The organism is Gordonia gummivorans (assembly GCF_022513585.1).
Lineage (GTDB): Bacteria > Actinomycetota > Actinomycetes > Mycobacteriales > Mycobacteriaceae > Gordonia.
Genome location: NZ_JAKWBF010000004.1, coordinates 18711 through 44521 on the forward strand (window position 1 = coordinate 18711; position 25811 = coordinate 44521).

General features: G+C 66.5%; 20 protein-coding genes. 17 read left to right on the plus strand and 3 right to left on the minus strand.

The genetic code is table 11. The features are described 5' to 3' along the window. Positions 1–1437 (minus strand): serine/threonine-protein kinase, encoded by a 1437-nt coding sequence (locus MKW15_RS04295; protein WP_240856344.1) that lies wholly within the window; start codon positions 1435–1437, stop codon positions 1–3. Between the two features lie 137 nt (positions 1438–1574). Beyond that, the gene (locus MKW15_RS04300; protein WP_240856345.1) at positions 1575–2036 is read right to left on the minus strand and encodes an SRPBCC family protein; all 462 of its coding nucleotides are present in this window, start codon (positions 2034–2036) and stop codon (positions 1575–1577) included. 17 nt (positions 2037–2053) lie between these two features. Here MKW15_RS04300 and MKW15_RS04305 point away from each other — a divergent pair, with 17 nt between their 5' ends. The 5 genes from MKW15_RS04305 (at position 2054) to MKW15_RS04325 (ending at position 5524) form a co-directional block, all read left to right on the plus strand. Continuing rightward, a complete protein-coding gene (locus MKW15_RS04305; protein ID WP_240856346.1) occupies positions 2054–2476 on the plus strand; it encodes an NUDIX hydrolase in 423 nt (140 codons plus the stop codon). Between the two features lie 154 nt (positions 2477–2630). After that, a complete protein-coding gene (locus tag MKW15_RS04310; RefSeq protein ID WP_240856347.1) occupies positions 2631–3251 on the plus strand; it encodes a nitroreductase family protein in 621 nt (206 codons plus the stop codon). Positions 3252–3260: 9 nt separating this feature from the next. Next, the gene (locus tag MKW15_RS04315) at positions 3261–3896 is read left to right on the plus strand and encodes a TetR/AcrR family transcriptional regulator (protein WP_240856348.1); all 636 of its coding nucleotides are present in this window, start codon (positions 3261–3263) and stop codon (positions 3894–3896) included. A 208-nt stretch (positions 3897–4104) separates the two neighbouring features. Continuing rightward, positions 4105–4716 (plus strand): DUF5336 domain-containing protein, encoded by a 612-nt coding sequence (locus tag MKW15_RS04320; RefSeq protein WP_374246141.1) that lies wholly within the window; start codon positions 4105–4107, stop codon positions 4714–4716. A gap of 7 nt (positions 4717–4723) precedes the next feature. Next, positions 4724–5524 (plus strand): N5-glutamine methyltransferase family protein, encoded by an 801-nt coding sequence (locus MKW15_RS04325; RefSeq protein WP_240856350.1) that lies wholly within the window; start codon positions 4724–4726, stop codon positions 5522–5524. Between the two features lie 184 nt (positions 5525–5708). Here the strand turns inward: MKW15_RS04325 and MKW15_RS04330 are convergent, their stop codons facing one another. Next, positions 5709–9242: an indolepyruvate ferredoxin oxidoreductase family protein gene (locus tag MKW15_RS04330; RefSeq protein WP_240856351.1), complete on the minus strand. Its 3534-nt coding sequence runs from the start codon at positions 9240–9242 to the stop codon at positions 5709–5711. A 738-nt stretch (positions 9243–9980) separates the two neighbouring features. Between MKW15_RS04330 and MKW15_RS04335 the strand changes: the two genes are divergently transcribed. The 12 genes from MKW15_RS04335 to MKW15_RS04390 all read left to right on the plus strand — a co-directional run bounded on the left by MKW15_RS04335 (position 9981) and on the right by MKW15_RS04390 (position 25808). Further along, entirely contained in the window at positions 9981–11558 is a 1578-nt protein-coding gene (locus MKW15_RS04335) for a carboxyl transferase domain-containing protein (RefSeq protein ID WP_240856352.1), read from the plus strand. A 4-nt stretch (positions 11559–11562) separates the two neighbouring features. Then, positions 11563–13614 (plus strand): acetyl-CoA carboxylase biotin carboxylase subunit, encoded by a 2052-nt coding sequence (locus MKW15_RS04340; protein WP_240856353.1) that lies wholly within the window; start codon positions 11563–11565, stop codon positions 13612–13614. Continuing rightward, positions 13614–14759 carry an acyl-CoA dehydrogenase family protein gene (locus MKW15_RS04345; RefSeq protein WP_240856354.1) on the plus strand — a complete coding sequence of 382 codons (1146 nt, stop codon included), beginning with the start codon at positions 13614–13616 and terminating at the stop codon, positions 14757–14759. Before MKW15_RS04340 ends, MKW15_RS04345 begins: the two co-directional genes overlap by 1 nt. A gap of 86 nt (positions 14760–14845) precedes the next feature. Then, entirely contained in the window at positions 14846–15331 is a 486-nt protein-coding gene (locus tag MKW15_RS04350; protein ID WP_240856530.1) for a MaoC family dehydratase, read from the plus strand. Between the two features lie 2 nt (positions 15332–15333). Beyond that, a complete protein-coding gene (locus tag MKW15_RS04355) occupies positions 15334–16212 on the plus strand; it encodes an HpcH/HpaI aldolase/citrate lyase family protein (protein WP_240856355.1) in 879 nt (292 codons plus the stop codon). A 24-nt stretch (positions 16213–16236) separates the two neighbouring features. Continuing rightward, the gene (locus MKW15_RS04360) at positions 16237–17865 is read left to right on the plus strand and encodes an AMP-binding protein (RefSeq protein ID WP_240856356.1); all 1629 of its coding nucleotides are present in this window, start codon (positions 16237–16239) and stop codon (positions 17863–17865) included. 11 nt (positions 17866–17876) lie between these two features. Then, a complete protein-coding gene (locus MKW15_RS04365) occupies positions 17877–19811 on the plus strand; it encodes an acetoacetate--CoA ligase (RefSeq protein WP_240856357.1) in 1935 nt (644 codons plus the stop codon). 95 nt (positions 19812–19906) lie between these two features. Beyond that, complete coding sequence (locus tag MKW15_RS04370) at positions 19907–21022, plus strand: DUF5336 domain-containing protein (protein ID WP_240856358.1); 1116 nt, start codon at positions 19907–19909, stop codon at positions 21020–21022. Positions 21023–21151: 129 nt separating this feature from the next. Then, complete coding sequence (locus MKW15_RS04375) at positions 21152–22651, plus strand: cell division protein PerM (protein WP_240856359.1); 1500 nt, start codon at positions 21152–21154, stop codon at positions 22649–22651. A gap of 277 nt (positions 22652–22928) precedes the next feature. Beyond that, a complete protein-coding gene (gene purN / locus MKW15_RS04380; RefSeq protein WP_240856531.1) occupies positions 22929–23510 on the plus strand; it encodes a phosphoribosylglycinamide formyltransferase in 582 nt (193 codons plus the stop codon). Continuing rightward, the gene (gene purH / locus MKW15_RS04385) at positions 23507–25078 is read left to right on the plus strand and encodes a bifunctional phosphoribosylaminoimidazolecarboxamide formyltransferase/IMP cyclohydrolase (protein WP_240856360.1); all 1572 of its coding nucleotides are present in this window, start codon (positions 23507–23509) and stop codon (positions 25076–25078) included. Before purN ends, purH begins: the two co-directional genes overlap by 4 nt. Next, positions 25065–25808, plus strand: coding sequence for a sulfite exporter TauE/SafE family protein (locus tag MKW15_RS04390; protein WP_240856532.1), 744 nt, complete (start codon positions 25065–25067; stop codon positions 25806–25808). Before purH ends, MKW15_RS04390 begins: the two co-directional genes overlap by 14 nt. The last annotated feature ends 3 nt before the right edge of the window (positions 25809–25811 follow it).

The following is a 25811-nucleotide window of genomic DNA, read 5'->3' on the forward strand; positions in this document are numbered from 1 at the left end:
TCAGCAGATCTGCCGGTTCAGCGTGGCGCCGTCGTAGGTGACGATGATCCGAATGCACGTGCGGGCCGGCGCGTATACCGCCGGTGTGAAGAACTGTTGCGGCGCAGCCGAATAGGTGGGTGAGGATTTCCATCCGGAGGCCTGCGACCAGATGCGGGCGCTGCCGTCCATGCCGCCCGGAGTGGCGACCTCGAGCCAGTTGTATCCCGACGGAGACAGGTACAGGATCACCACGGCATTGCCCATCGACGTCCGCCAGACGGGTCGCCCGCCCGCCGGGAGGGGCGCCGATGTCGGCGTGGTGGTCAGGGGTGGTGGCGGCGGTTGTGACACTGTGGTCGATTGCGTCGGGATGAGCGACGGCGTGGTGAGCGACGCGGCCGCCGCCTCATCACCCGACGTGTCGTCGGACGAACCGGTCGCGAGGAACCAACCACCGAGGCCGAGTAGAGCGACCACGAGAAGCGCGATCAGGCCGATCAGGATGTAGATCGACGTATTCGACCTTCTTCGTGGGGGCGGCGTCGGCATCGGCGCGATCGGCGCACGGACCGTGTGTGCCACTGGGGCGGGAACGAATTCGGTGGTGGCGATTCTGGTCGGGGCTTCCGCTGCCGGTGACCGGGTCAACGCGCGCCGGGCGTCGGCCACCAGCGCAGCCGAATCGGGATACCTTTCCCGCGGATCCTTCGCCATGCCTCGCCGGATCACCGCATCCAGTGGTGAGTTCAGTGGTGCCGGGAGCCGCTGAAGGTGGGCGGAGATGATCTGCTCCGGGTTCGTCGACGTCGCGAAAGGTGCCTGACCAGAAAGGCACTCGTACAGGACGCCGGTCAATGCGTAGATATCGGCGGCGGGCCCGGCGGCGTCGTCGGTGAACCGTTCCGGAGCCATGTAGCGAAACGACCCGATCACACACCCGGCCTGCGTGAAACGAGTGTCCGCCTCGGCCATGGCCAGGCCGAAATCGACGAGGTACGCGAAGTCATGTCGATCGACGATGATGTTGTCCGGCTTGACGTCCCGGTGGGTCAGGCCGGCCTGATGCGCCGCATCGAGCGCGCCGCCGATCTGCTCGACGATGTGCACGGCGCGATGGGGTTCGAGTGGGCCGTCGTCGGCGATCACCTGTCCCAGATCGCGGCCCGTCACGAGTCGCATGTCGATGAAGAGTTGCCCGTCGATCGAACCCCAATCGTGGATGGGGATGATGTGCGGGTCATTGAGTGACGCAGCGACGTGGGACTCGCGGATGAACCGGTCCCGAGCGGACGGGTCGTCGCTGACGGAGCGATTGAGCAGTTTGAGCGCGACGGTGCGACGTCGACGGGTATCTGTTGCGCGGTATACCTCGCCCATCCCGCCTCGACCGAGCAGCTCCTCGAGCCGATACTGCCCCAACGTGGTGCCTGCGAGGTCGGTAGGAGACGGGGACATGGTCGATTCGATCCACTGGGCGGGCACAACGGGAATCTCGGACACTACCAGGCACGGATGGGCGTGAGCGACCGTTCGATCGGATGACGTGGAGGTGCAAGAGTGCCTTCACCCCAACGGCCGATACGGTCTGTACGTCAGTTCTCGCTGACCGCTTTGAGTTTCGCGAGTCCCTTCTCGAAGTCCTTGCCGAGGAGCTTGTCGAAGAACCCGAGCGGGGCCGCGACGCGACTGAACAACGAATGCGGGCCGGTCATCGTCCAGGTGACGCCCGTCCGATCGCCCTCTGGCGTGAGTTCGAAAACGCTTGTGCTCGTGGACTTCATCGGCTTCTGGAACACCACCTTGATGTCGACACGGCCTGGCTCGTCGGCGCGCAGGATCTCCATCTCGCCCTTGCCCGCCTTGCGATTTCCCGACCACGCGTACCGTGCTCCGACGCCACTGCCGGCGCCGGAGTAGTCGCGGTGCAACTCGGGGTCGAGCCCCTCCCAGGGTGACCATTCGGTCCAGCGATGGAGATCCACGATGCGTTCATAGACGGCGTCGGCCGACGCGTCGATGGTGGTGGCGCGGCTGACGGTGTAGGTGTCGGACATGGGTCTACCGTAGGGGAGTGGACGAGGGGCGGCGAGTACCGGCAGCCGGCGCAGTGATCGTCGACGACGCGGGTCGCCTGCTGCTGGTGTTGCGCCGCAACGATCCTCAGGCCGGGCGCTGGAGTCTTCCCGGCGGGAAGGTCGAGCCCGGCGAGAGCATCGTCGCGGCCGTCGAGCGAGAGGTCCTCGAGGAGACCGGGCTCGTCGTCGACGTCGGCGATCGGGCGTGGCTGGTCGACATCCCGTACCGCCGGGGCGACGCCGCGGAGGCCATCGTGTTCGAGATCCACGATCATTTCGCGTCGGTACGGTCGGGCACGTTGCGGGCAGGCGACGACGCGGCCGACGTCGGGTGGTTCACGCCGGAAGAGCTGCGCACCGCGCGACTCACGCATGGGTTGCTGGGCTACCTCGAACGCGCCGGTGTCGTCGGGAAATGACCTCTGCCTTACGCGACTTTGTAGCAATTGATGGCGCCCAGCGCTTCCTATTGCTACAGATCCACACCACCATGTCGGCGGTTCGCTGACCTGAGCTCACACGGGTGCGGTCGGGTCGCAAGAGTAGGGTGCCGAGGGAGACCAAAGGAGTGCCATGACGGAACTGTTGCCCCTGGACCCCGACCAGCTGCTGACCACCACACGGTCGGTCCGCAAGCGCCTCGACCTGGAGCGGCCCGTTCCCCTCGAGCTCGTCGAAGAGGCGATCGAGGTGGCCTTGCAGGCGCCGACCGGGTCCAACAGCCAGACCTGGCATTGGATCGTCCTCACCGATGCGGACCTCAAGAAGCGGGTCGCCGAGCTGTACGCGAAGTCCTTCGCGACGTACTACGCCAACCAGGCGCCGCGTGATGAGACCGGTAAACGCGTGGCGTCGAGTGCCCAATACCTGGCCGACGTGATGGGTGACGTCCCGGTACTGGTGATCGGGGCGATCTACACGGGTGGTGAGCTGCCCACGGGCAACCAGGCCGGAGTATGGGGTTCGCTGCTTCCCGGTGCGTGGAGCCTGTCGTTGGCGCTGCGTGCGCGGGGTCTGGGTTCGGCGTGGACCACGTTGCACATCGAGTACGAGAAGGAAATCGCCGAGTTGCTCGGGATTCCGCCGACGGTTCACCAGGGCGTGCTGCTGCCGGTGGCGTACACCAAGGGAACCGATTTCAAACCGGCACCGCGCAAACCGCTCGACAAGGTGCTGCACGTCAACGGTTGGTGAGTACGCCCGATGCCGAGCGCAGATGCCGAGTCGGCGCCACGTCAGACGCGTCGTGAACAGGCCAAGGCAGCCCGCCGCACCGAACTTCTCGAGGCAGCGGCCCGGCAGATGGCCGAGCGCGGCTTCTCGTCGGTGCGTCTCGAGGACATCGGACGTGCGGTTGGCGTGAGCGGTCCCGCCATGTACCGCCACTTCACGTCGAAGACCGACTTGCTCGACGAGATGCTCGTCGACATCAGCGAGCGTTTGCACGACGGCGGCGCCGAGGTGGTGGCGCGCGGCGGCGCGCCTGCCGACACCCTGCTCGACCTGATCGGTTTCCACATCGATGTCCTGGTCACCAAGCCCGACCTGATCGTCGTGCAGGATCGGGATCTGTCGTCGCTCACGCCGGCCGCCAACCATCGGGTCCGGTCGTTGCAGCGGCGGTACGTCGAACAGTGGGTGGACGTGGTGCTGGCCGACGCCGCCGAGCGCGGCAGGACTCTCGACCGCGACGAGGCGCGCGTGCGTGTGCACGCGATGTTCGGCTTGCTCAACTCGTCGCCACGATTGCCCGACTTCCCGGAGCATCAGTTGCGTGCACTGCTGACCGCCATGGCGACCGCCGCACTACAGGTGAATGTGGCGAATCCGCTTGGATGAACTTGCCGCGCAGGGCTACGAGTTCGGCCTCGCATGCCTATAGTCTTGCGCCATCGCCGCACCAAGGCCGGCGTTCGACGAGGAGAACAGCGTGAATCCAGGTGATCCGAACCATCCGGCAGGGCAGCAACAAGGTGCAGGGCCGACGGGGCCGCCATCCGGAGCATTTCCTGGGAGCTCGGATCCCACATCGTTCGTCGGCGCCAACGTGCCCGGGACGCCTCAGGGGCCGGCCAGTGGACAGATCCCGGCGCAGGGTGCGTGGGGCAACCCCTACGATCCCCAGCACAACCCCAACCAGCCGTACGGCCCCAACGCCCCATACGGCGCGTGGGGTCAACCGCCGATGGCGCCCGGTCCGCGTCCCGACATCTCACTCCTGCTCGCCCTGGCGTCGGTGGTGGCCGGCCTCGTCACCTACTTCATGGGGTTCGTGTCCTGGATCAGCGTGGCGAGCGGGGTGGAAGACGAGGCAGACAAATGGAGTGAAGACCTGGCCAACGGGGACCGGGGCGTACCCGGCTTCTTCTCCTATGAGATCGTGCTCAACCCGGGCAAGTTCCTGATCCTGCTCGGCGCGGTCGCGGTCGCCACGACTCTCGTCCTCGTGCCGAAGTACCGAAAAGCCTTGCCGTTCCTCGCCGTGATCGCGACGGCAGGCTGGCTGGCCCTGTTCGCAGCCGCGCTCGTGGTGCCGCCGGTCGTCGAGTTGGGCGCGGGTGCCATCGTCGCCCTGATCTTCGGCTTCTTACAGGTCGCGCTGCTGTTGGGTGCCGCGTTCCTCTTTGGACTGAAGAAGGACGACCCCAAGCCTGCCTGACCATCCCTTGACCGAATCAGCGCGCGGCCCATCGGATTCCGATCCGTTGGTCCGCGCGCTGCGTGCTGCAGGGAGTGTCTTCGCGGAGGACGAGGCGGAGTTGCTGCGCGACGACGCGGTGGATTCCGATCAGCTCGCCTCTTGGTGCGCACGACGCGTCGCCGGTGAACCCCTCGAGCAGATCCTCGGGTGGGTGGGCTTCGGCGATCTGCGTTTGGCCGTCGGACCGGGAGTCTTTGTGCCACGACAGCGTTCGCTGTTGCTGGCGCACGCTGCACTTGCCGAGGTGCGCGAACGGACGAGGCCGACGATGCTCGAGCCGTACTGCGGGGTCGCCCCGATTGCGACGACGGTGCGGCGTCGAGCCGACGACGCGGTGGTGCATGCCACCGACGTGGACGCGGTTGCTTTGTCGTACGCGACGCGAAATCTGGAAGACCCGGCCGCGGTTCACCGTGGTACTGGACTCGCGGGTCTGCCCGAAGCGTTACGCGGCCGCATCGACGTGATCGCCGCTGTGCCGCCCTACGTGCCGGATTCGGCAATCGACACACTCCCACACGAGGCTCGCGACCACGAACCGCACGGCGCCCTGCTCGCCGGACCCGATGGGCTGCAGCATGTTCGCGACCTCGTCCGCGAATCCGTCGAGTGGCTCACACCAACCGGCGTGGTGCTGATCGAGATCAACCACGCTCAGTTCGACGCCGTCGCCGATCATGCAGCGACAGTGGGCTACCGCGCCGCGGCGATCGTCGGCGACGACGGACAGACGGTGCTCGCGCGGCTGCACGCCAATACCTCCTGATCCTCATGCCGCGCCGCGCCGCGCTCCTCGCGCCGCGACCTTACCGCCGCCTGAGGTGCGACGAGCGCTAGCGAGGAGCCTCGAAGGCCTGGTGAGACATCGATGTCACCTCGCCAAGGGCTTCGAGGCTCGCAAGCTCGCACCTCAGCCGGCGGAGGGGGCTTTGTCGGTCTCCACTCGACCGTCAGATACCCAATTCACCTCGCATGCGCGACAACTCGCGATGATACTGCTCGACGTTGCGCATCTTGATGTTCTCGTAGCCGCGGACCATGTCGGGCAGGTCGGCGACAGCGACCAACCGCTCCGCGTCGATCCTGCCGGAGTCGATCGCAGCGAGCATCGACTCGACGAGCTCCCGGTATTCGACGATGAGTGCGCGCTCGGTCCGTCGGATCTCGGTGCGGCCGAACGGGTCCAGCGCGGTGCCTCGCAACCGCTTCATCCGGGCCAACCCCGACATCGGGCGCGTGCTCCACGCGCCCAGCGACATCTTCTCCTTCTTCCCGAGCGCACGCAGCGTCGGCGGATGCAGCCGAACCGCGACCTTGGCGTCGTCCCCGAACTGCTCGGCGACCTGTGACGCGAAGTCCGGGTCAGCGGTCAGGCGCGCCACCTCGTACTCGTCCTTGTAGGCCATCAACTTGTACAGGTTGCGGGCAATCGCATCGGTCAGGCCGGCGTCACCGGCCTCGGTGTGCACTCGCCGGACCACGTCGAGATATTCACGGGCATAACGCTCGTTGGCGTAGGCGGTGAGTTCGTCGTACCGGATCGCGACAGTCCGCGCGAGGTCGCCGGTGATGCCGACCGCATCGACGGCACGCCGTGCAGCGTCACCAGGCTCGGTACCAGCATCGTCGCGGCCGTGCAGCGCGTCGAGGACCGCGGTCACCGCATCGGGGTCGGCGACCACCTGGCGGCCACGTCGGAACGCCTGCGTGTTCGCCGACACCGCAACACCGTTGAGTTCGATCGCGCGTTCGATCGACTCGGCCGAGATCGACAGCGCCCCGGTCTGATACGCAGCCCCGACCATCAGCATGTTCGCGTACTGCTCGTCGCCGAACAGGGCGGTCGAGACGGCGCCGGAATCCAGGTAGACGGCCCGCGCGACCCGCGAGTCGATGGCCGAATGCACTTGTGCGGCTGCGGGAAAACCGACGGTCGTGTCGATGACCATGAGTCCCGTCGGGATCTGCGTCGTCGAGACCACCGCGACCGTCTTCTCGGCCGCGGCCACCTTCAGGTTGACCGGGTCGGTGCCGACCAGCGGGTCGCAAACCAGGTAGAGGTCGCAGTCGTCGGAGGCCACCTTCGCGGCCTGCTCGGCCGGATGTGACGACACCTTGACGTCGCTGACCACCGCACCGCCCTTTTGGGCGAGACCGGTCATGTCCACGGTTCTCGCCCACCGACCGTCGAGCACGGCCGCCGTCGCGAGCACCTGCGACACCGTCACCACACCGGTTCCGCCGATGCCGGTCACGCGCAACGAGAAGGTGTCCCGCATTGCACGCAACATCGGTGTCGGAACATCCGACGCCGGAATGTCCTGCGCCCGAACCGGTTGCCGCTTGGTTCCGGGAGTGACGGTGACAAACGACGGGCAGTCGCCTTTCAGGCACGAGAGATCGAGGTTGCACGAGCTCTGATCGATGCGTGTCTTGCGCCCGAACTCCGTCGACACCGGATGGACCGACAGGCAATTCGACTTCTCGCCGCAGTCGCCGCATCCCTCGCAGATTCGCTCGTTGATCATCACCCGCGTCTTCGGGGTTTCCATCGTGCCCCGCTTGCGCTTACGGCGCTTCTCCGCTGCGCAATGCTGATCGTGGATCAACACGGTGACGCCGGGAACAGCGGCCAATTCGGTTTGGACGTCCAGCATCTCGTCGCGGTGGCGTACCTCGACCGTCGACGGTAGCCGCAGTGAACGTGTCCGATGCGGATCGTCGGAGGTCACGACGACGCGTTTGACCCCCTCGTCGATCAGCAACGACGTGAGGCGTGGGAGGCTCATCGCGCCGACCGGGTCTTGACCGCCGGTCATCGCGACCGTTCCGTTGTAGAGGAGTTTGTAGGTCACGTTCTCGCCGGACGCAACCGCCGCTCGCAGCGCGAGCGAACCGGAATGCATGAAAGTTCCGTCGCCGACGTTCTGAACGAAATGGTCGGCGGTCACGAACGGTGCCATGCCCAGCCATTGCGCGCCCTCGCCGCCCATCTGCGTGACACCGGCGACATCGCCGACCTGCCGCGGATCCATCAGCAACACCATTGCGTGACAACCGATTCCGGCGCCCACCAAGGTGTCGGGCGACACCTTGGTGGAGCTGTTGTGCGGACACCCGGAGCAGAAGTACGGGGTCCGCACCGCCAGCGGCAGTTCGATGCGAGTACCGCGGGCCGCCTTACGGTCGAGCCATGCCTGCGCGGCGTCGACCCCGTGCCGCGCAAGGCGTCCGGCGAGACCGCGCGTGACGGAATCGACGTCGAGTTCACCGAAGCGGGAGAACAGTGTCGACCCGTCCTCGTTGACCTTGCCGACGATGCGGGGTGCCCGAGGATGCCGGAACAGGATGTCGCGCATCATCGTTTCGATGAAGTCGCGCTTCTCCTCGATGACGATCACCTCGTCGAGGTCGCCGCGGGCGGTGCCGAACATGAAACGATCGAGGATCTCGCGTTCGATCGGGTACACCATGCCGAGCTTGAGGATGCGGATGCCCAGGCGGTGGAGATCGTCGTCGGTGATATCCATGAGACGCAACGCTTCTCGAAGGTCGAGATAGGTCTTGCCGGCCGCCACGATGCCGATCCGATCGTCCGGGCTGGACACGACCACACGGTTGATGCCGTTGAGACGCGCGTACTCCAGGGCCCGTGGCAGCCGGGTGGTGAGCTGATTCTGTTCGAGCTCCATCAGATTCGCGCCCAGGAGGCGCCCGCTGGGGACGTGCGGACTACGCCCGAGATTGCCGTACACCGGGGTGATGCGTGCCGGATCGACGTCTGCGGTGGCGGCGCCGTCGGCGACATGCGCCGAGATCTTCATCGACGTCCACAGGCCGCTGACCCGGCTCATCATCGCGGCGTGCACGCCGAGGTCGAGGATGTCCTGCGAGTCGGCGGGGTAGAGGATCGGCATGTACAGATCGGCCAGCGCCATCTCCGACGCGCAGGGGACCGTCGAACTCTTGGCGCCCGGATCGTCACCGACGAGGGCCACGGCGCCGCCGTCGGGATGGGTGCCGATGAGGTTGGCGTGCCGGAGTGCGTCGGTCGCCCGGTCGAGCCCGGGAGCCTTCCCGTACCAGTAACCGACGACGCCATCGCGGTTGTCCGCGAGCGATCCCACCTGCGCGGCCAACTGCGACCCCATCACCGACGTCGCTGCGAGCTCCTCGTTGAGCCCGGGACGGTGGACGATGTCGTACGGATCGAGGTACTCACGACGACGCGCGATCTCGAGGTCGTAGCCCGCGAGCGGTGAGCCCTCGTAGCCGGAGATGAAGGATGCGGTTCGTAGGTCTTGGCGGCGGTCGACGCGGGCCCGGTCGCGGACCATGCGCACCAGTGCCTGGATGCCGGTGAGGAAGATGGTGCCCGAGTCGCGGGTGTAGCGATCGTCGAGCGAGAAGCCGTCGCTGCCGTCTGCACGCTGCTCTACCTGGGCTGATACGAGTTTGCGCGCGCGGTCGTCTGCGAGGGTCATGGGGTTACCTGGCCTTCATTGTGTCGGTCGCCGTTGGCCGGGGTGTGGCGTCGGGCGACGTGGTTGTACGGAACCCAGGGGTGGCGGGTTCCCCACCAATGTACGAGACGGAAGTGACCCGCGTCACGCTTGGTCGAGTGTGCTGATCCGCAGAGTTCGGTGACTAACGCTCTGACCTGCGCGTAAGCGTCCGCCACCCCCCACCGCTCCCTGAGGTGTTCGAAGGGCAGGCGAACGGGCCACGTCAGCGAGCCACCGGGCCACTGAAAGTAGGGGAAGGTTCTTCCCCTACTTTCTGCCCCTGCTTGTTGAGTCGCCCGCGAGAAAATTCGCGGGGAGGACTCCAGGGATAGGGGACGAGTTTCTTCCCCTATTTTTCGTGGATCATCGTCGCCTCGTCGCGCTCCACGGCCCTCTTCCCGCTGGGTACCGATATCCGACGGGCTGGCGTGGGCTCCGGCGGACTGACCGGCCGGCGCTGGGAGTCGGCTGTCTGAAGTGGTCGCCGTGACGTGCCCCCGAGGTCATAGTGCCCTCGGAGCGCACTGAGGAAGACTGATTCGGACGTCGTCGAAAGGGTTGTCTGATCAGTATGGATTTTGGTTCGGATTCCGGACGAAAAATCATACTGATCGCTGTCGGAGAGCCTCGTACTCGACTTTCGGCAGGTGGCTGACATCGACGGCGAAGTCGTGTACCGTCCTATTCAGTTAATGACCAGTAACTGAAAGGTCAATGATGACCACAACGGTCGAGGGGTTCCGAACCGCGCACGAGCAGAACCTCGACGTGCTGCGTCAACGGCTGACGACCGTCGCCGCCGGCGGAGGCGAGAAAGCGCGTGCCCGTCACGAATCGCGCGGAAAGCTGCTGCCTCGCGATCGCGTCGACGGCCTGCTCGACGTCGGGTCACCGTTCATCGAGGTCGGGCCGCTCGCCGCCTGGGGGATGTACGACGACAAGGCGCCCGCCGCGGGTGTGATCGCCGGCGTCGGACGCGTGGCCGGCCGGGAATGCATGATCGTCGCCAACGACGCGACGGTCTCCGGCGGCACCTACTACCCGGTCACCGTCAAGAAGCACCTGCGGGCGCAGGAGATCGCGGCGGCCAATCGGCTGCCGTGCATCTACCTCGTCGACTCCGGCGGCGCGATGCTGCTGCAGCAGGACGAGGTGTTCCCCGATCGCGAGCACTTCGGACGCATCTTCTACAACCAGGCGACCATGAGCGCCGCGGGCATCCCGCAGATCTCTGCGGTGCTCGGGTCGTCGACCGCGGGCGGCGCCTACGTCCCGGCGATGAGCGACGAAACGGTGATCGTCCGCAACCAGGGCACGATCTTCTTGGCCGGCCCACCCCTGGTGAAAGCGGCCACCGGCGAGGACGTGACCGCCGAAGAACTCGGTGGTGGTGCCATGCACTCGTCGGTCTCCGGTGTCACCGACCACCTCGTCGACAACGATCAGCAGGCCCTCGCCAAGGTCCGCGACATCGTGGCCACCCTCGGGCCGCGCGCCGCGCCGCAGTGGGACACGGTCGCGCCGCGCGAACCGCTGGCGCCTCAGACCAACCTCTACGACGTGGTGCCCACCGACCCGCGCACTCCGTACGACGTCCGCGAGGTCATCCGGATCATCAGCGACGCAGGTGAATTCAGCGAGTTCAAGGAGAACTACGGAACCACGCTGGTCACCGCTTTCGCTCATGTGCACGGCCATCCCGTCGGCTTTGTCGCCAACAATGGGGTGTTGTTCAGTGAATCCGCGCTCAAGGGAGCGCATTTCATCGAGTTGTGCGATCAGCGTCGGATTCCGCTGGTATTCCTGCAGAACATCACCGGTTTCATGGTCGGACGCGCCTACGAGGAGGGCGGCATCGCCAAGAACGGGGCCAAGATGGTCAACGCGGTTGCCTGCGCCCGGGTGCCCAAACTCACCGTCATGGTGGGCGGCTCCTTCGGAGCCGGCAACTATTCCATGTGTGGTCGCGCGTATTCGCCCCGCTTCCTGTGGATGTGGCCCAACGCCCGCATCTCGGTGATGGGCGGCCCGCAAGCCGCCGACACCCTGGCGACGGTGCGTCGCAATCAGATCGAGCGGTCGGGACAGGAGTGGGCCAGCCACGAGGAGGAGGCCTTCAAATCGCCCATCCGCGAACAGTTCGAGCGGCAGTCCGATGCCTACTATTCCACCGCCCGACTGTGGGACGATGGGATCATCGATCCCGCGGACACCCGAACCATGCTCGGATTGGCCTTGGAGACTTGCCGATACGCGCCCCTAGCAGATGCCAACTACGGCGTCTTCCGGATGTGATGACATGACCGACACGATCAGGCCCATTCGCAGTGTGCTCGTCGCCAACCGAGGCGAAATCGCATGCCGAGTCATCGACACCCTGCGGCGTTTGGGGATCCGAAGCATCGCGATCTACTCCGACGCCGACGCGAACGCACGTCACGTTCGCGAGGCCGATGTTGCCGTGCACATCGGACCCGCCGCCGCCACCCAGAGCTATCTCGACATCGCCAAGGTGGTCGACGCGGCGCGGCAGACCGGTGCCGACGCAGTGCACCCCGGATACGGATTCCTTTCGGAGAACCAGAAATTCGCGGCCGCGCTCGCCGAGGCGGGCATCGTCTTCATCGGCCCGCCTGCCCAGGCGATCGCGACGATGGGTGACAAGATCACCGCTCGCGCCGCCGTCACCGAGCGGAATGTGCCCGTGGTGCCCGGTATCTCGCGTCCCGGGCTCTCCGACGACGACTTGATCTCGGCGGCCCCCGACATCGGGTTCCCGGTGCTGATCAAGCCCAGCGCGGGCGGCGGTGGCAAGGGTATGCACCGTGTCGAGGACGCGGCCGGGTTGCCCGATGCGCTGACGCGCGCCCGTCGGGAGGCGTCGTCGGCCTTCGGTGACGACACCCTGTTCCTCGAACACTTCGTGGACACCCCACGCCACATCGAGGTGCAGGTGCTCGCCGATACCCACGGCAACGTCATCCACCTCGGCGAACGCGAATGCTCACTGCAACGCCGACATCAGAAGGTCATCGAGGAGGCGCCGTCGGCGCTGCTCGACGAGGCCACCCGCGCGCGAATCGGGGACGCGGCGTGCGACGCCGCCCGCAGCGTCGGCTACACCGGGGCCGGCACGGTCGAGTTCATCGTCTCGGCGCACCGCCCCGACCAGTTCTTCTTCATGGAGATGAACACCCGTCTGCAGGTCGAGCATCCGGTGACCGAGCTGGTGACCGGCGTCGACCTGGTGGAGCAGCAGATTCGGGTCGCGCGTGGCGAGGTGCTCGCCCTCACCCAGGACGACGTCGTGTTGCGCGGTCACGCCATCGAGGCTCGCGTGTATGCCGAGGATCCGGCGAACGGCTTTCTGCCCACGGGCGGACGCATCGACTTCCTCGTCGAGCCGGACAGCCTGCCGGGCAACGGAATCCGAGTGGACTCCGCGATGCTTCCGGGTCTGGTCGTGGGCAGTGACTACGATCCCATGCTGGCCAAGGTCATCGCGCATGGTGCCGACCGCGAAGAAGCACTCGAACGCCTCGACCACGCGCTCGCCCACACCCGGGTGCTGGGCGTGGTCACCAACATCGACTTCTGCCGCCACGTCTTGGCTCAGCAGGCCGTGATCGATGCCGACCTCGACACCGAACTCCTCGACCGACTCGTCGTGGACTACCGGGCTCCGGCACCCGTCCCGGAAGCACTCGCTCTGGCAGGCATGGCGCGTATCGGAGTTCGTGATCGCAGTGACGTGTGGGAGTCCGCCGTGGGTTGGCGGGTCGGCGGTAAGGCGCCGGTGACCATGCGATTGGTCAGTGGCGGAGAACATTTCACCGTTTCGATCCGGGTCGACGAGACCGGCCATCGCACGCTCACCGGAATGGCGACGGTGACCACAGAAGGCGAGACGCCGGCGCCGAGTAGTGCTGCAGAGTGGAGCGCTGCGGTCGGCTACCTGCCCGAGACCGGACGCTTGATCGTCGACGGGATCAGCCAGTCGTGGTCGTCGGCGCTCATCGGCGACACGTGGTGGGTGGCCGGCCCGCACGGCACGTGGCAACTCGAGGTGGCACGCCCCATCCTCGACGAGGCGGCCGACGACAACGCCGGCGAGATCGTCAGCCCCATGCCCGGAACGGTGGTGGCCGTTCCGGTTACCGACGGCGAGACCGTCAGCCAGGGCAGCCCGGTCGTCGTCGTGGAAGCGATGAAGATGGAGCACTCGCTCACCGCCGCGGTGGACGGTTCCGTGTCGTTGACGGTCAAAGTCGGCGACAAGGTGTCCGCCGGGCAGGTGCTCGCACAGATTCAGACAGAAGCCGCCGATAACGCTGCTCCCGAGGAGAACTGATGGAACTGACGCAGGAATACACCGACCTCATCGCGACCGTGCGCGACTTCGCGCAATCGGTGGTCGCGCCGGTTGCGGCCAAACACGATGCCGAACACAGCTTTCCGTACGAGGTGGTCGCGCAGATGGGCCAGATGGGCCTGTTCGGACTGCCGTTCGACGAAGAGTACGGCGGCATGGGCGGCGACTACTTCGCTCTCGCCCTGGCGCTGGAAGAACTCGGGAAGGTGGACCAGTCGGTCGCCATCACCCTGGAAGCGGGTGTGAGTCTCGGCGCCATGCCGATCTACCGCTTCGGAACCGAGGAGCAGAAGCAGACCTATCTGCCCGATCTCACCGCAGGTCGGGCGTTGGCGGGCTTCGGCCTCACCGAACCGGGCGCCGGTTCCGACGCCGGGGCGACCGCCACCACCGCCAAGGACGACGGCGACTCGTGGATCATCAACGGCGCCAAGCAGTTCATCACCAACTCCGGGACCGACGTCACCTCGCTCGTGACCGTCACCGCGGTCACCGGCACTCGCGAGAACGGCCGCAAGGAGATCTCCACGATCATCGTGCCGTCTGGCACCGAGGGGTTTGTGGCCGAGCCCGCCTACAACAAGGTGGGCTGGAATGCGTCCGACACACACCCGCTGAGTTTTTCCGATGTGCGTGTGCCCAAGGAGAATCTGCTGGGCACTCAGGGCCGCGGCTACGCCAACTTCCTGTCGATCCTCGACGAGGGGCGCATCGCGATCGCGGCGTTGGCCACCGGGGCGGCGCAGGGCTGCGTCGACGAAAGCGTGAAGTACGCCAGGCAACGTCAGTCCTTCGGCAAGCCGATCGGCCAGTACCAGTCGGTTTCGTTCGCGATCGCGCGCATGGAGGCCCGCGCGCACGTGGCTCGCACGGCCTACTACGACGCGGCGGCGAAGATGCTGGCGGGCAAGCCCTTCAAGAAGGAGGCGTCGATCGCCAAGATGATCGCCAGTGAGGCAGCGATGGACAACGCCCGCATGGCGACCCAGATCCACGGCGGCTACGGCTTCATGAACGAGTATCCGGTCGCACGGCACTACCGCGATTCCAAGATCCTGGAAGTCGGCGAGGGCACCACCGAAGTGCAACTCATGCTGATCGCGCGGGAGTTGGGATTCGCATGAGCGAGCGAAGCGACGTGGGATTGCCGCTGAGCGAGCGAAGCGACGTGGGATTGCCGCTGAGCGAGCGAAGCGACGTGGGATTGCCGCTGAGCGAGCCGCAGCGCGTCGTGCAGCGTGGGCTCTGGTTCGAGGAGTTCACCGAGAGCACCATCTACGAGCATCGCCCCGGACGGACCGTCACCGAGGCCGACAATGTGCTGTTCACGACGCTGACGATGAACACCCAGGCCTTGCACCTCGACGCGGCGTGGTCGGCGCAGCAGCCCGGCTTCGGCGGGCAGCGTCTGATCAACTCGATGTTCACCTTGTCGACGATCGTCGGGCTGTCGGTGTCGCAGCTGACCCAGGGCACGCTGGTGGCCAACCTGGGCTTCTCCGAGGTGGCCTTTCCCGCGCCTCTCTTTGCAGGTGACACGCTCTACGCCGAGACCGAATGCACCTCTAAGCGCGAATCGCGTTCGCGACCCGGGGAGGGCGTGGTGAACTTGACGCACATAGGACGCAATCAGCACGGCGAGGTCGTCGCGCGGGCGCAGCGGGCCACGCTGGTGCGGAAAAGGCCGACGCAATGACGATGAACTTCACGAATCGACAACTGGCGAACCCGTGGTTGCCGCCCGGGCCCGCGTTGCTGTTTTGTCCGGCCGACCGCCCCGATCGTTACGCGAAGGCGCTCGAACGGGCCGACGTGGTGATTCTCGATCTCGAGGATGCGGTGGCACCGGATCGTCGTGCGGCCGCGCGGGAGGCGCTCATCGCCAATCCCATCGACCCGGACCGCACCATCGTGCGCATCAACCCGGCCGGCACCGGCGACTATCGGCGTGACCTGGCCGCGGTGGCCGAGACCAACTATCGCGTTGTCATGCAGGCCAAGGCCGAGGACATTGCGTCGATCGTCGACACCGCGCTGCAGACCATCGCGTTGATCGAGACACCGCTGGGGGCGACCCGCGCCCACGAGATCGCCGAAGTGGTGAACTGCGTCGGATTGATGTGGGGAGCCGAGGATCTGGTCGCCGGGCTGGGCGGTAAGTCGAGTCGATTCGGGCCCGACGAGAAGCACCCCGGCCAGTACCGAGACGTCGCCCGCTGGGTTCGTTCGTCGACCCGGATCGCGGCGGCGGCGCACGGGAAATTCGCCGTCGACTCGGTCCACCTGGACATCAACGACACCGAGGGGCTCATCGACGAGGTGCGGGATGCGGTGGCCCTCGGGTACAGCGCCACTGCCTGCATCCACCCATCCCAGGTTCCCTACATCCGTGACGGCTATCGACCCGCGGGCGACGAGGTCACCTGGGCCCAACGCGTGGTCGACGAATCGACTGCGCGCGGTGGTGGGGTCTTCAGCCTCGAAGGCCAGATGATCGACGGTCCGGTGTTGCGTCAGGCCGAGATGGTGCTCACCAGAGTGGCTGCCGCCAAAGAAGTTTCGAACAACGACGAGTGAGTCGGGGAGAACCGGAGCACAACCATGACCGAAAAGGCTTACGCGCGAGGTGAAGACACACCCGCGCTGCTCACCGAGACCATCGGTGCCACACTCGCTCGCACCGTCGAGGCACATCCGGACAACCTCGCGCTGATCGACGCGGCGGCGGATCTCCGGTGGACCTACCGCGAATTCCGCCACGGCGTGCGCGCTCTTGCGGCGGGTTTGCTGCGCATGGGTGTCGGAGTCGGCGATCGGGTGGGCGTGTGGGCGCCCAACCGATACGAGTGGGTGTTCACCCAATACGCGACGGCAGAGATCGGCGCGATCCTGGTCAACATCAATCCGGCGTATCGCCAGACCGAGGTCGAGTACGCACTGGCCCAGTCGGAGATCAGCGTGGTGATCGCTGCCGAACGGTTCAAGGATTCGGCGTATGCGACCATGCTCGACGAGGCTCGGGCGAAATGTCCCGATCTTCGTGAGGTGGTGCTGTTCGAGTCGGCGCGCTGGGAGGAACTCATCGCGGAACCGAGCGAGGACGAACTGGCCCGGGTGGCGGAGATCGCTGCTTCGCTGTCGCCCGACGACCCGATCAACATCCAGTACACCTCGGGCACAACGGGATTCCCCAAGGGTGCCACCCTCACTCACCGCAACATCAGCAACAACGGGTACCTGGTGGGTGAGCTGCTGAACTACACCGACGCCGACCGGATCTGCATCCCGGTGCCGTTCTACCACTGCTTCGGCATGGTGATGGGCAACCTCGCGGCCACCAGTCACGGTGCGGCGATGGTGATTCCGGCACCGGCCTTCGATCCGGAGGCCACGCTGCGGGCCGTCGCCGACTACAAGTGCACGAGTCTCTACGGCGTGCCGACGATGTTCATCGCCGAACTGGCGCTGCTCGATTCGGGCGCCGAGTTCGATCTGTCCAGTCTGCGGACCGGCATCATGGCCGGTTCGCCGTGCCCGGAACATGTGATGCGGCAGGTGATCGACCGGATGAACATGTCGGAGGTGTCGATCTGTTACGGCATGACCGAGACGTCGCCGGTGTCCACGCAGACCCGCGTCGACGATCCGCTGGAATTGCGGGTGACGACGGTCGGACGCGTCGGTCCGCACCTGGAGATCAAGGTGATCGATCCCGTCACCGGCGAGACCCTGGATCGGGGCGAGACCGGAGAGTTCTGCACCCGTGGTTACAGCGTCATGCAGGGCTACTGGAACAACCCGGAGAAGACTGCGGAGGCAATTGATTCCGAGGGGTGGATGCACACGGGTGATCTGGCGGTGATGGCGCGCAATGGGTATGCCGCCATCACCGGGCGGATCAAGGACATGGTGATTCGCGGCGGTGAGAACATCTACCCGCGCGAGATCGAGGAGTTCCTCTACACCCACCCCGACATCCTCGACGCCCAGGTGATCGGAGTTCCCGACGACAAGTACGGCGAAGAACTGATGGCGTGGGTACGCCTGCGTGAACCGGCCACCGATCTCACCGCCGACGACGTGCGCGACTTCGCCGACGGCAAGATCGCGCGTCACAAGATCCCGCGTTATGTCCACGTGGTGAAGGAATTCCCGATGACCGTCACCGGCAAGGTGCGCAAGGTCGCGATGCGTGAAGAGGCGATCGAAATGCTCGGGCAAGATCTGTGAGCTCATCGGACATGGACGAGTTCCGAACCCATCTGCGCGACAACGGCATCGACGTAGGCGACACATACGAGGCGTTGTGGCAGTGGTCGGTCGATCAGCCCGCGGAGTTCTGGCGCTCGCTGTGGCAGTTCTACGATCTCGACGTCATCGCCGAGAAACCGCTTGCCGAGGGCGCCGACGCGGTGCTGGCGAATTCCGAGATGCCCGGAGCCCGTTGGTTTCCCGACATCCGCCTCAACTATGTGGATCAGATCCTGCGGCATTCGGGCCTGCCGGGTGCGGCGATCGTCGGGATCGACGAGACCGGTGCCCGCTCCGAGATCTCTTGGGCCGAGCTGGGTTCGGCGGTCGCAGGGCTCGCCGCGACCCTCCGTGATCTCGGCGTCGGAGAGGGCGACGTGGTCGCAGCCTATCTGCCACACATTCCGGAGGCGGTGGTCGCCTTCCTGGCGACCGCGAGTCTCGGCGCCATCTGGTCGGGCTGCGGTCAGGACTACGCGCCGGTGGGTGCGGCCGGGCGTCTGGGGCAACTCGAACCGAAGGTGCTCTTCACCGCGGACGGCTACCGCTACAACGGTAAAGACATCGACAAGGCCGCCGACAGTGCGGAACTCGCATCGTTGCTGCCCGAGCTTCGTGCGCGGATCGTCGTCGGGGGTGGCGGGGATGATGCGGACGTGCTCGACTACCGCGACGCGGTGGCAGCAGGAGATCCGACGACCCTCCAACCGGTGAAAGTGGCCTTCGACCACCCGTTGTGGGTGTTGTTCAGCTCCGGCACCACCGGCCGGCCGAAAGGCATCGTGCACGGACACGGCGGTGTCGTCGTCGAACACCTGAAGGCCGCTGGGCTGCACGGTGGACTCGGGGCCGACGACGTGTTCCTGTGGCAGACCGCGCTGAGTTGGATGATGTGGAACTTCCAGATCGCGGGACTGCTCGTCGGATCGAAGATCGTGTGTTACAGCGGATCTCCGCTCTACCCAGATGCCGACCGACTGTGGCAGATCGTCGCCGACGAAAAGGTCACCTACTTCGGAACCAGCCCCGGCCAGCTGCAGGCGTCGCGCAAGGCCGGTCTGGTGCCCGGGCGCGACCATGATCTGTCCGCATTGCGCGCACTCGGCAGCACCGGGTCGTCGTTGGCGGGTGATCTGTTCACCTGGGTCGACGAGAACGTCAAGGCGGGTCTGCCGATCTCGTCGATCAGTGGCGGCACCGACGTGGTCACCGCTTTCGCGGGCGGCTCGGTGGGCGAACCGGTGGTCGCCGGCGAGTTGTCGGTGCGTTATCTCGGTGTGGCGCTGGAGAGTTGGGCCCCGGACGCAACGACGCGCGTCGGTGAGGTCGGCGAGATGGTGGTGACCGCCCCGATGCCGTCGATGCCCGTGGGATTCTGGCGCGACGACGACGGATCACGCTATCGCTCAGCCTATTTCGAGCACGTATGGGAAGGGTCGGGCCCGGACGGTCCGGTGTGGCGGCACGGCGACTGGGTGACCCTCACCGACCGCGGTTCTCTCGTCATCCACGGCCGCAGCGATGCGACGCTCAACCGGCAGGGCATTCGGATGGGTTCGGCCGACATCTACGAGGTGGTCGAAGGGCTCGACGAGATCGCCGAGGCGTTTGTCCTCGGTGTCGACGGCGAGGGCGGCACGTATTGGATGCCGCTGTTCGTCACCCTGGTGCCGGGCGCGACGCTCGACGATGCGCTGCGCGGTCGGATCGCGGCCGAGATCCGCCGTCGGCTGTCGCCGCGGCATGTGCCCGACGAGGTGATCGAGGCACCGGGCATCCCGCATACGCGTACCGGTAAGAAGCTGGAAGTTCCGGTCACCGCGATCCTGGCCGGTCACGACGAGGTGAACGTCGACCCGAAGGCCGTTGACGACTACTCCCTGATCGACTGGTACGCCGAACGAGGTCGCGAACACAGCTGGTGACACCACTGGTGACGGACGGCCGTGTCGCGTCGAGGTGCACCACCGGTAGCGTGTGCAACGACGGTTACAAGCTATCTGTGAGCAGGAGCGAACTCATGACCTATCAACCCGGGGGGTACGGGCAGCAGCCCGCGACCGGTCAAGACTATGGACAGCAGAGCGCTGCGGCGGGATATCCGCAGGCCACAGGGCAGTCGGGTGCCGCCGATCAGTCGGGTGCGCAGTCCTACGGGCAGCAGGGTTACGGCCAGCAGTCCTATGACCCGCAGTCCTATGGACAGCAAGGCTACGACCCGCAGAGCTATGGGCAGCAGGCCTACGGTCAGCAGGGTTACGGCTACGCCCAGCGTCCGCCGAGCCAGGGACTGCCGGCCATCACGCCGCTCATCGTGGCCGGGACCATCGGTCTGTTCGGCCTGGTGGTGCTGTTCTGCGGTTTCGCCACCGGTAGCAGCTACTCGAGCGAATACGTCGACGTGTCGTCGAAGGTCTGGGAGACCTACTTCGTCGTGCCGTATGCGCTGATCGTGACCGCAGGTTTCCTCGCGCTGCTGGCGCTGGTGCCCAAGCTCGACTTCCGGCCGGCGCCGCTGGTGGTTGCCCTGGCCTTGGCTGCGTCGTTCATCAGCGTCTTTCAGATCGCGACCAAGGAAGGTGAGACGGAGACCGGTGCCGGTGCGATCATCGTCATCGTCTTCTCGATCCTCATCGCGCTGATCGCCATCTTCTGGCTGGTCATCGAGGCCGGACTCATCAAGGTGGCGCCGGGTGCGACCGCTGCACCGGCTGCTGCCGCGACCGGCGCAACCGCGTACGGCACCGGCACAGCGGCACCGACCGCCGATGCGTCCGCGTACGGTGCAGCGACCGGTCAGGCCGACGCCTCCGCCACGGCGCAGAGTGCCGCCCAGCCCGCGCCGTCCGATTCGGCGACCAGCGCGTACGGCTCGACGGCCGGCCAGACCGGCCAGCCCGGCTACTCTCCGTCGGCGTACCCCGGTTACGGGTCGTCCTACGCCCAGCCCACCTATGGTTCCTACGGCCAGTCGCAGGCAGCGCCGGCCGGTGGATACTCGGCAGGGGAGGCGAGCGCCACTCCCGGCGCATCGGCATCCGAAGCCGGGGCGTCGGCGGCCGAGCCCGCCGGCCCCGCTGGCGACGAGCACTCGACCACGGTCTACAAGCGTCCGGAACCCCCGCAGAGCAGCTGACCTCTACGACCGCCGCCCCATCTGGACACGCTCCGGGTGGGGCGTCGTCGTGTGATCACACGCTCTTCTCAGCAGGGGTGCGGCGCGTCTGTCGCTCGGGCGTCGACGATCGTGCGACGCTCGTAACCGATGCCCACCTTCTCCCCGACGCAGACCACCGAGAACCTGGCGTCGCAGCTGCGCAGGCTGCGGCGATCCAATCGTGCCCAGCGGGTGGCCTCCGAAGGATCGGCGCGGGAACTGGTGCTGGTGGCGTTCGCGGTTCCCGCCGCGGCTCTCGTCGTGCTGGCGGTCGTGGTCCTCACCGTCCTGTTGATGGCCGGCAGTGGGCTGACCGGACTCGGCACCGCGGTCGCGTCGTGCTGGCTCGCGATTCACCAGGTGCCCGTCACGATCAGCGGTGTGACGATCGGGGTGCTGCCGCTGCTCCCGACCATCGTCGTGGCGGCTGCGACCGGCAGATTCGCCGCCGCGGCGGCCCGATCGCGCGACACCGTGTCCGAACTCCTCGCGGTGGTGGCGTCCGCGGTGGCCGGGCCCGTTCTGATCACCGCCATGTCGCTCGCGGTCGTCATGGACGGCACCACCGTCCTGCCGATCCAATCGCCCAACCCCTTGCTCGCCTTTGTGTACACCTTGCTCGTCCACGTGGCGGGTGCCGTGGGTGGTGTCGTCTGGTCGCGCCACGGCGACCTGACCGTCCGATGGGGCATCTCGACCACCGACCGACGCGGTATTCGCATGGGCTTCGCGGCAGTGCTGCTCCTACTGGCCGTCGCCGGACTGCTGGTCACCGTGCGGTTGGTGATGCGGCACTCCACACTCGGTGAACTCATCGAGACCGGCAACGGATTCGACGGCTACGTCGGCCTGACGATGCTGTCGCTGATGTACCTGCCCAACCTGATGGTCGGCGCGCTCGCCGTGCTCGTCGGCTCCGACGCGCACGTCGGCACCGCCACCTTCGGTCTGTCCGCGGTGCACGGCGGTCCGGTACCGCCGCTGCCGGTGCTGGCTGCGCTGCCGGATCCGCCCGGTCTGGGACGTGCGGGACTCATCGGCTTTGTGGTGCCGCTCGCCATCGCCGGATTCGTCGCGTGGCGGTGCCGCGACCTCGACCCACGCGCCAACGTGCGGTCGGTCGGTGTCGCCGCGGCGGTCGCAGCGTCGATGGTCGCGGTGTTGACGTGGATGGCGGGTGGTCGGCTCGGAGAGTTCGGCGACGTCGGAATCAGTGTCACCTCGGCATGTGTGTACACGCTCGGCTGGATCATGGTGGTCGGCATGCTGACGGCCGCGGTGTACGGCGTGCTGCCGTCGACCAAGGCGGCGCGGTCGCGCGTCGTCGACGACGAGGATGCGCTGCCCGACTGGGACGACGACGGTTTCGACGACGACTACGTGATCGTCACCGACGCGGAACTCGACGGGGAGACCGACGAATTCGAGTACGACGACGAAGACGCCGAGTACGAGGACGCCGAATCCGACGACTTCGACGACTTCGACGAAGTCGAGGATGTGGACGACGAACCAGAGTCCGACGCACCCGTGAATCGTCTGGCCGACGACGACTTCGACGACGACGAGGCCTACGACCTCTACTCGGCGCCCGACCAGCGACCCTGACCCGGCGAGGTCGGTGCGCATGCGCTGACCTGGGCAAACGTGGGGTTGCCGTGCCGAAAAATCTAGGGGAAGAACTTCTTCCCCGGGGTTCACAGTCTTCCGCCAGAAATTTCTGGGGGAGGACACCAAGGGTCGGGGAAGAAGTTTCCTCCCCTACTTTTGTCGGCGAGGTGTGCAGCCTACCCTGGCGCAGAGACGACCGTCCTCGGCGATTAGGCTCAGACGCGTGAGTTCCGGACCCATCGCAGCACCGAACGGGCGTGTGCCGATCGTGGTGATGGCGTCGGGCACGGGGTCACTGCTCGAATCGTTGCTGGCCCGCACCGCCGATCCGGGCAGTGTGTTCGACGTCGTCGCAATCGTCGTCGACCGCGACTGCCGCGCGGCGCAGATTGCGGTCGAGAACCAGATCCCGCTCATCAGTTGCCGCCTCGCCGATCACGCGGATCGGACTGCCTGGGACCAAGCACTCACCGAGGCCGTCGCCGCCACGGCTCCCGAGTGGGTGGTGACCGCGGGCTTCATGAAGATCCTTGGTCAGCGATTCCTGGCGCGCTTCGGCGGCCGTGTGGTCAACAGCCATCCCGCACTGCTGCCGTCGTTTCCCGGCGCCCATGGCGTTGCCGACGCATTGGCTTACGGGGTCAAGGTGACCGGCGCGACCGTGCACCTGGTGGACGACGGCGTCGACACCGGACCCATCCTGGCCCAACACGTGATCGACGTCCTCCCCGACGACGACGTCGACACCCTGCACGAACGAATAAAATCGGTCGAGCGTGTTCTGCTCGCCGACGTGGTGACGAGCGTTGTCACCCGAGGAGTAGTCATCGACGGACGAAAGGCCCACATTCCGTGAACGCGCAGCATCCCGACACCCGTCCCATCCGACGCGCACTGGTCAGCGTCTACGACAAGACCGGTCTGGTGGAGCTGGCGACCGCGCTGCATGAGGCAGGGGTGGAAATCGTCTCGACGGGGTCGACCGCCAAAACCATTGCCGCGACCGGCATCCCCGTCGTCGAGGTGTCCGAGGTGACCGGGTTCCCCGAATGCTTGGACGGCCGCGTGAAGACCTTGCACCCCAAGGTGCACGCCGGGTTGCTGGCCGACCTCCGCAAGGAGTCGCACATCACCCAGCTCGACGAATTGGGTGTCACCGCTTTCGATCTGCTGGTCGGCAACCTCTATCCGTTCACCGAGACCGTTGCCTCCGGTGCCGGCCCGGACGAGTGCATCGAACAGATCGACATCGGCGGACCGGCGATGGTCCGCAGCGCCGCCAAGAACCATCCGGTGGTGGCGGTGGTCGTCGATCCGGCCGACTACACGTCGCTCACCGACGCGCTGAGCGCGGGCGGTTTCACACTCGCGCAGCGACAGGCATTGGCCGCCAAGGCCTTCCGTCACGTCGCCGACTACGACGTGGCGGTTGCGGAGTGGATGTCCACCGTCGTGTCGCCGGCGCAGGAGAGTCCGGAGTTCCCGGAGTGGACGGGTGCGACGTGGTCGCGATCGGCAGTGCTGCGCTATGGCGAGAACCCGCATCAGGCGGCCGCCCTCTACATCGACAACGCGGGCAGCGGGGGCCTTGCGACCGCAGAGCAGTTGCACGGCAAGGAGATGAGCTACAACAACTACACCGACTCCGACGCCGCGTGGCGCAGCGCGCACGACTTCGACGCGCCGGCCGTCGCGATCATCAAGCACGCCAACCCCTGTGGCATCGCCGTCGGCGCCGACATCGCCGAGGCGCACCGCAAGGCGCACGCGTGTGATCCGGTGAGCGCCTACGGCGGTGTGATTGCTGCCAACCGCGAGATCACCGTCGAGATGGCCGAGCAGGTGGCCGAGATCTTCACCGAGGTGATCATCGCCCCGGGCTTCGCCGACGGTGCACTGTCGGTGTTGACCCGCAAGAAGAACATTCGCGTCCTCGTCGCGCAGGCCCCGACCGATGGGGGCCTCGAGACCAAGCCGGTGTCGGGCGGACTGCTCGTGCAGCAGCGCGACGTCCTCGACGCCGATGGCGACAACCCGGCCAACTGGACTCTCGCGGCCGGTGACCCGGTCGATGCGGCGACGCTGGCCGATCTCGAATTTGCTTGGCGTGCATGCCGTTCGGTGAAGTCCAACGCGATCTTGCTGGCCAAGGACGGCGCGTCGGTGGGCGTGGGAATGGGGCAGGTGAATCGCGTCGACTCCGCGCATCTCGCAGTCAAACGTGCGGGCGACCGTGCTGAGGGAAGCGTTGGGGCGTCGGATGCGTTCTTCCCCTTCCCCGACGGATTGCAGGTTCTGTTGGCCGCCGGTGTGAATGCGGTTGTGCAGCCCGGCGGGTCGATCCGCGACAACGAGGTCATCGCGGCGGCGACCGACGCCGGGGCGACGCTGTATCTCACCGGGGCACGGCATTTCGCTCACTGATCTCGCGCTGCTGGTCGTCGCCGGGTTCGGCGCCGGCCTGATCGGCTACATCACCGGGCTCGCCTCGGTGGTCAGTTATCCGGCGCTCTTGGCGGTCGGCCTCACCCCGATCGCCGCGAACGTGACCAACACTGTTGCTTTGGTCGCGGTCGGTGTGGGCAGCACCGCCCAGTCCGGTCGTGCCCTGCTCGACGGCGATCGTCGTCAACTCGTCGGCGGTGCCATCGCGTCGCTGATCGGTGGTGTGGTGGGCGCGGTCTTGCTGTTGGTGACTCCGGCAGGTGCTTTCGAGGCGGTCGTGCCGTACCTGGTGGCGATCGCCGCCCTCGCGCTGCTCGTGCAGCCGACACTTCGACGCCTGGCCACCAGCCATGCCGAGCGGCCGTCGGTGTTCCTGTTGGGCGTCACCGTGATCGGGATCTACGGCGGGTACTTCGGTGCGGGGGCGGGCATCATGATCCTCGCTCTGCTCCTGGTGGTCACCAGCGAACCGCTGTGGCGCGCAGCGCTGTCGAAATCGTTGTTTCTCGGCATCGCCAACACCGTGGCCGCGATCGGGTTCATGATCTTCGGCCCGGTCCACTGGTGGGCAGCGCTGGCCATGGCGGTGGGTTGCCTGGCCGGCGGCTGGTGTGGTCCGCCGGTGGTCAAACGACTGCCCGCCGGGCCCCTCCGGATTGCGGTGGGGCTCGGCGGGCTCGGTCTCGCGGTGTGGCTGGCCCTGCGCTGAGAA

What these genes read in the sequence shown, in the direction of transcription:
- purN (WP_240856531.1), top strand. Translation starts at nt 22,929, where the DNA reads ATGGCGTCGGGCACGGGGTCACTGCTCGAATCGTTGCTGGCCCGCACC.
- MKW15_RS04375 (WP_240856359.1), top strand. Translation starts at nt 21,152, where the DNA reads ATGCCCACCTTCTCCCCGACGCAGACCACCGAGAACCTGGCGTCGCAG.
- MKW15_RS04330 (WP_240856351.1), bottom strand. Translation starts at nt 9,242, where the DNA reads ATGACCCTCGCAGACGACCGCGCGCGCAAACTCGTATCAGCCCAGGTA.
- MKW15_RS04335 (WP_240856352.1), top strand. Translation starts at nt 9,981, where the DNA reads ATGACCACAACGGTCGAGGGGTTCCGAACCGCGCACGAGCAGAACCTC.
- MKW15_RS04310 (WP_240856347.1), top strand. Translation starts at nt 2,631, where the DNA reads ATGACGGAACTGTTGCCCCTGGACCCCGACCAGCTGCTGACCACCACA.
- MKW15_RS04340 (WP_240856353.1), top strand. Translation starts at nt 11,563, where the DNA reads ATGACCGACACGATCAGGCCCATTCGCAGTGTGCTCGTCGCCAACCGA.
- MKW15_RS04355 (WP_240856355.1), top strand. Translation starts at nt 15,334, where the DNA reads ATGAACTTCACGAATCGACAACTGGCGAACCCGTGGTTGCCGCCCGGG.
- MKW15_RS04295 (WP_240856344.1), bottom strand. Translation starts at nt 1,437, where the DNA reads ATGTCCCCGTCTCCTACCGACCTCGCAGGCACCACGTTGGGGCAGTAT.
- MKW15_RS04360 (WP_240856356.1), top strand. Translation starts at nt 16,237, where the DNA reads ATGACCGAAAAGGCTTACGCGCGAGGTGAAGACACACCCGCGCTGCTC.
- MKW15_RS04365 (WP_240856357.1), top strand. Translation starts at nt 17,877, where the DNA reads ATGGACGAGTTCCGAACCCATCTGCGCGACAACGGCATCGACGTAGGC.
- MKW15_RS04345 (WP_240856354.1), top strand. Translation starts at nt 13,614, where the DNA reads ATGGAACTGACGCAGGAATACACCGACCTCATCGCGACCGTGCGCGAC.
- MKW15_RS04370 (WP_240856358.1), top strand. Translation starts at nt 19,907, where the DNA reads ATGACCTATCAACCCGGGGGGTACGGGCAGCAGCCCGCGACCGGTCAA.
- MKW15_RS04315 (WP_240856348.1), top strand. Translation starts at nt 3,261, where the DNA reads ATGCCGAGCGCAGATGCCGAGTCGGCGCCACGTCAGACGCGTCGTGAA.
- MKW15_RS04300 (WP_240856345.1), bottom strand. Translation starts at nt 2,036, where the DNA reads ATGTCCGACACCTACACCGTCAGCCGCGCCACCACCATCGACGCGTCG.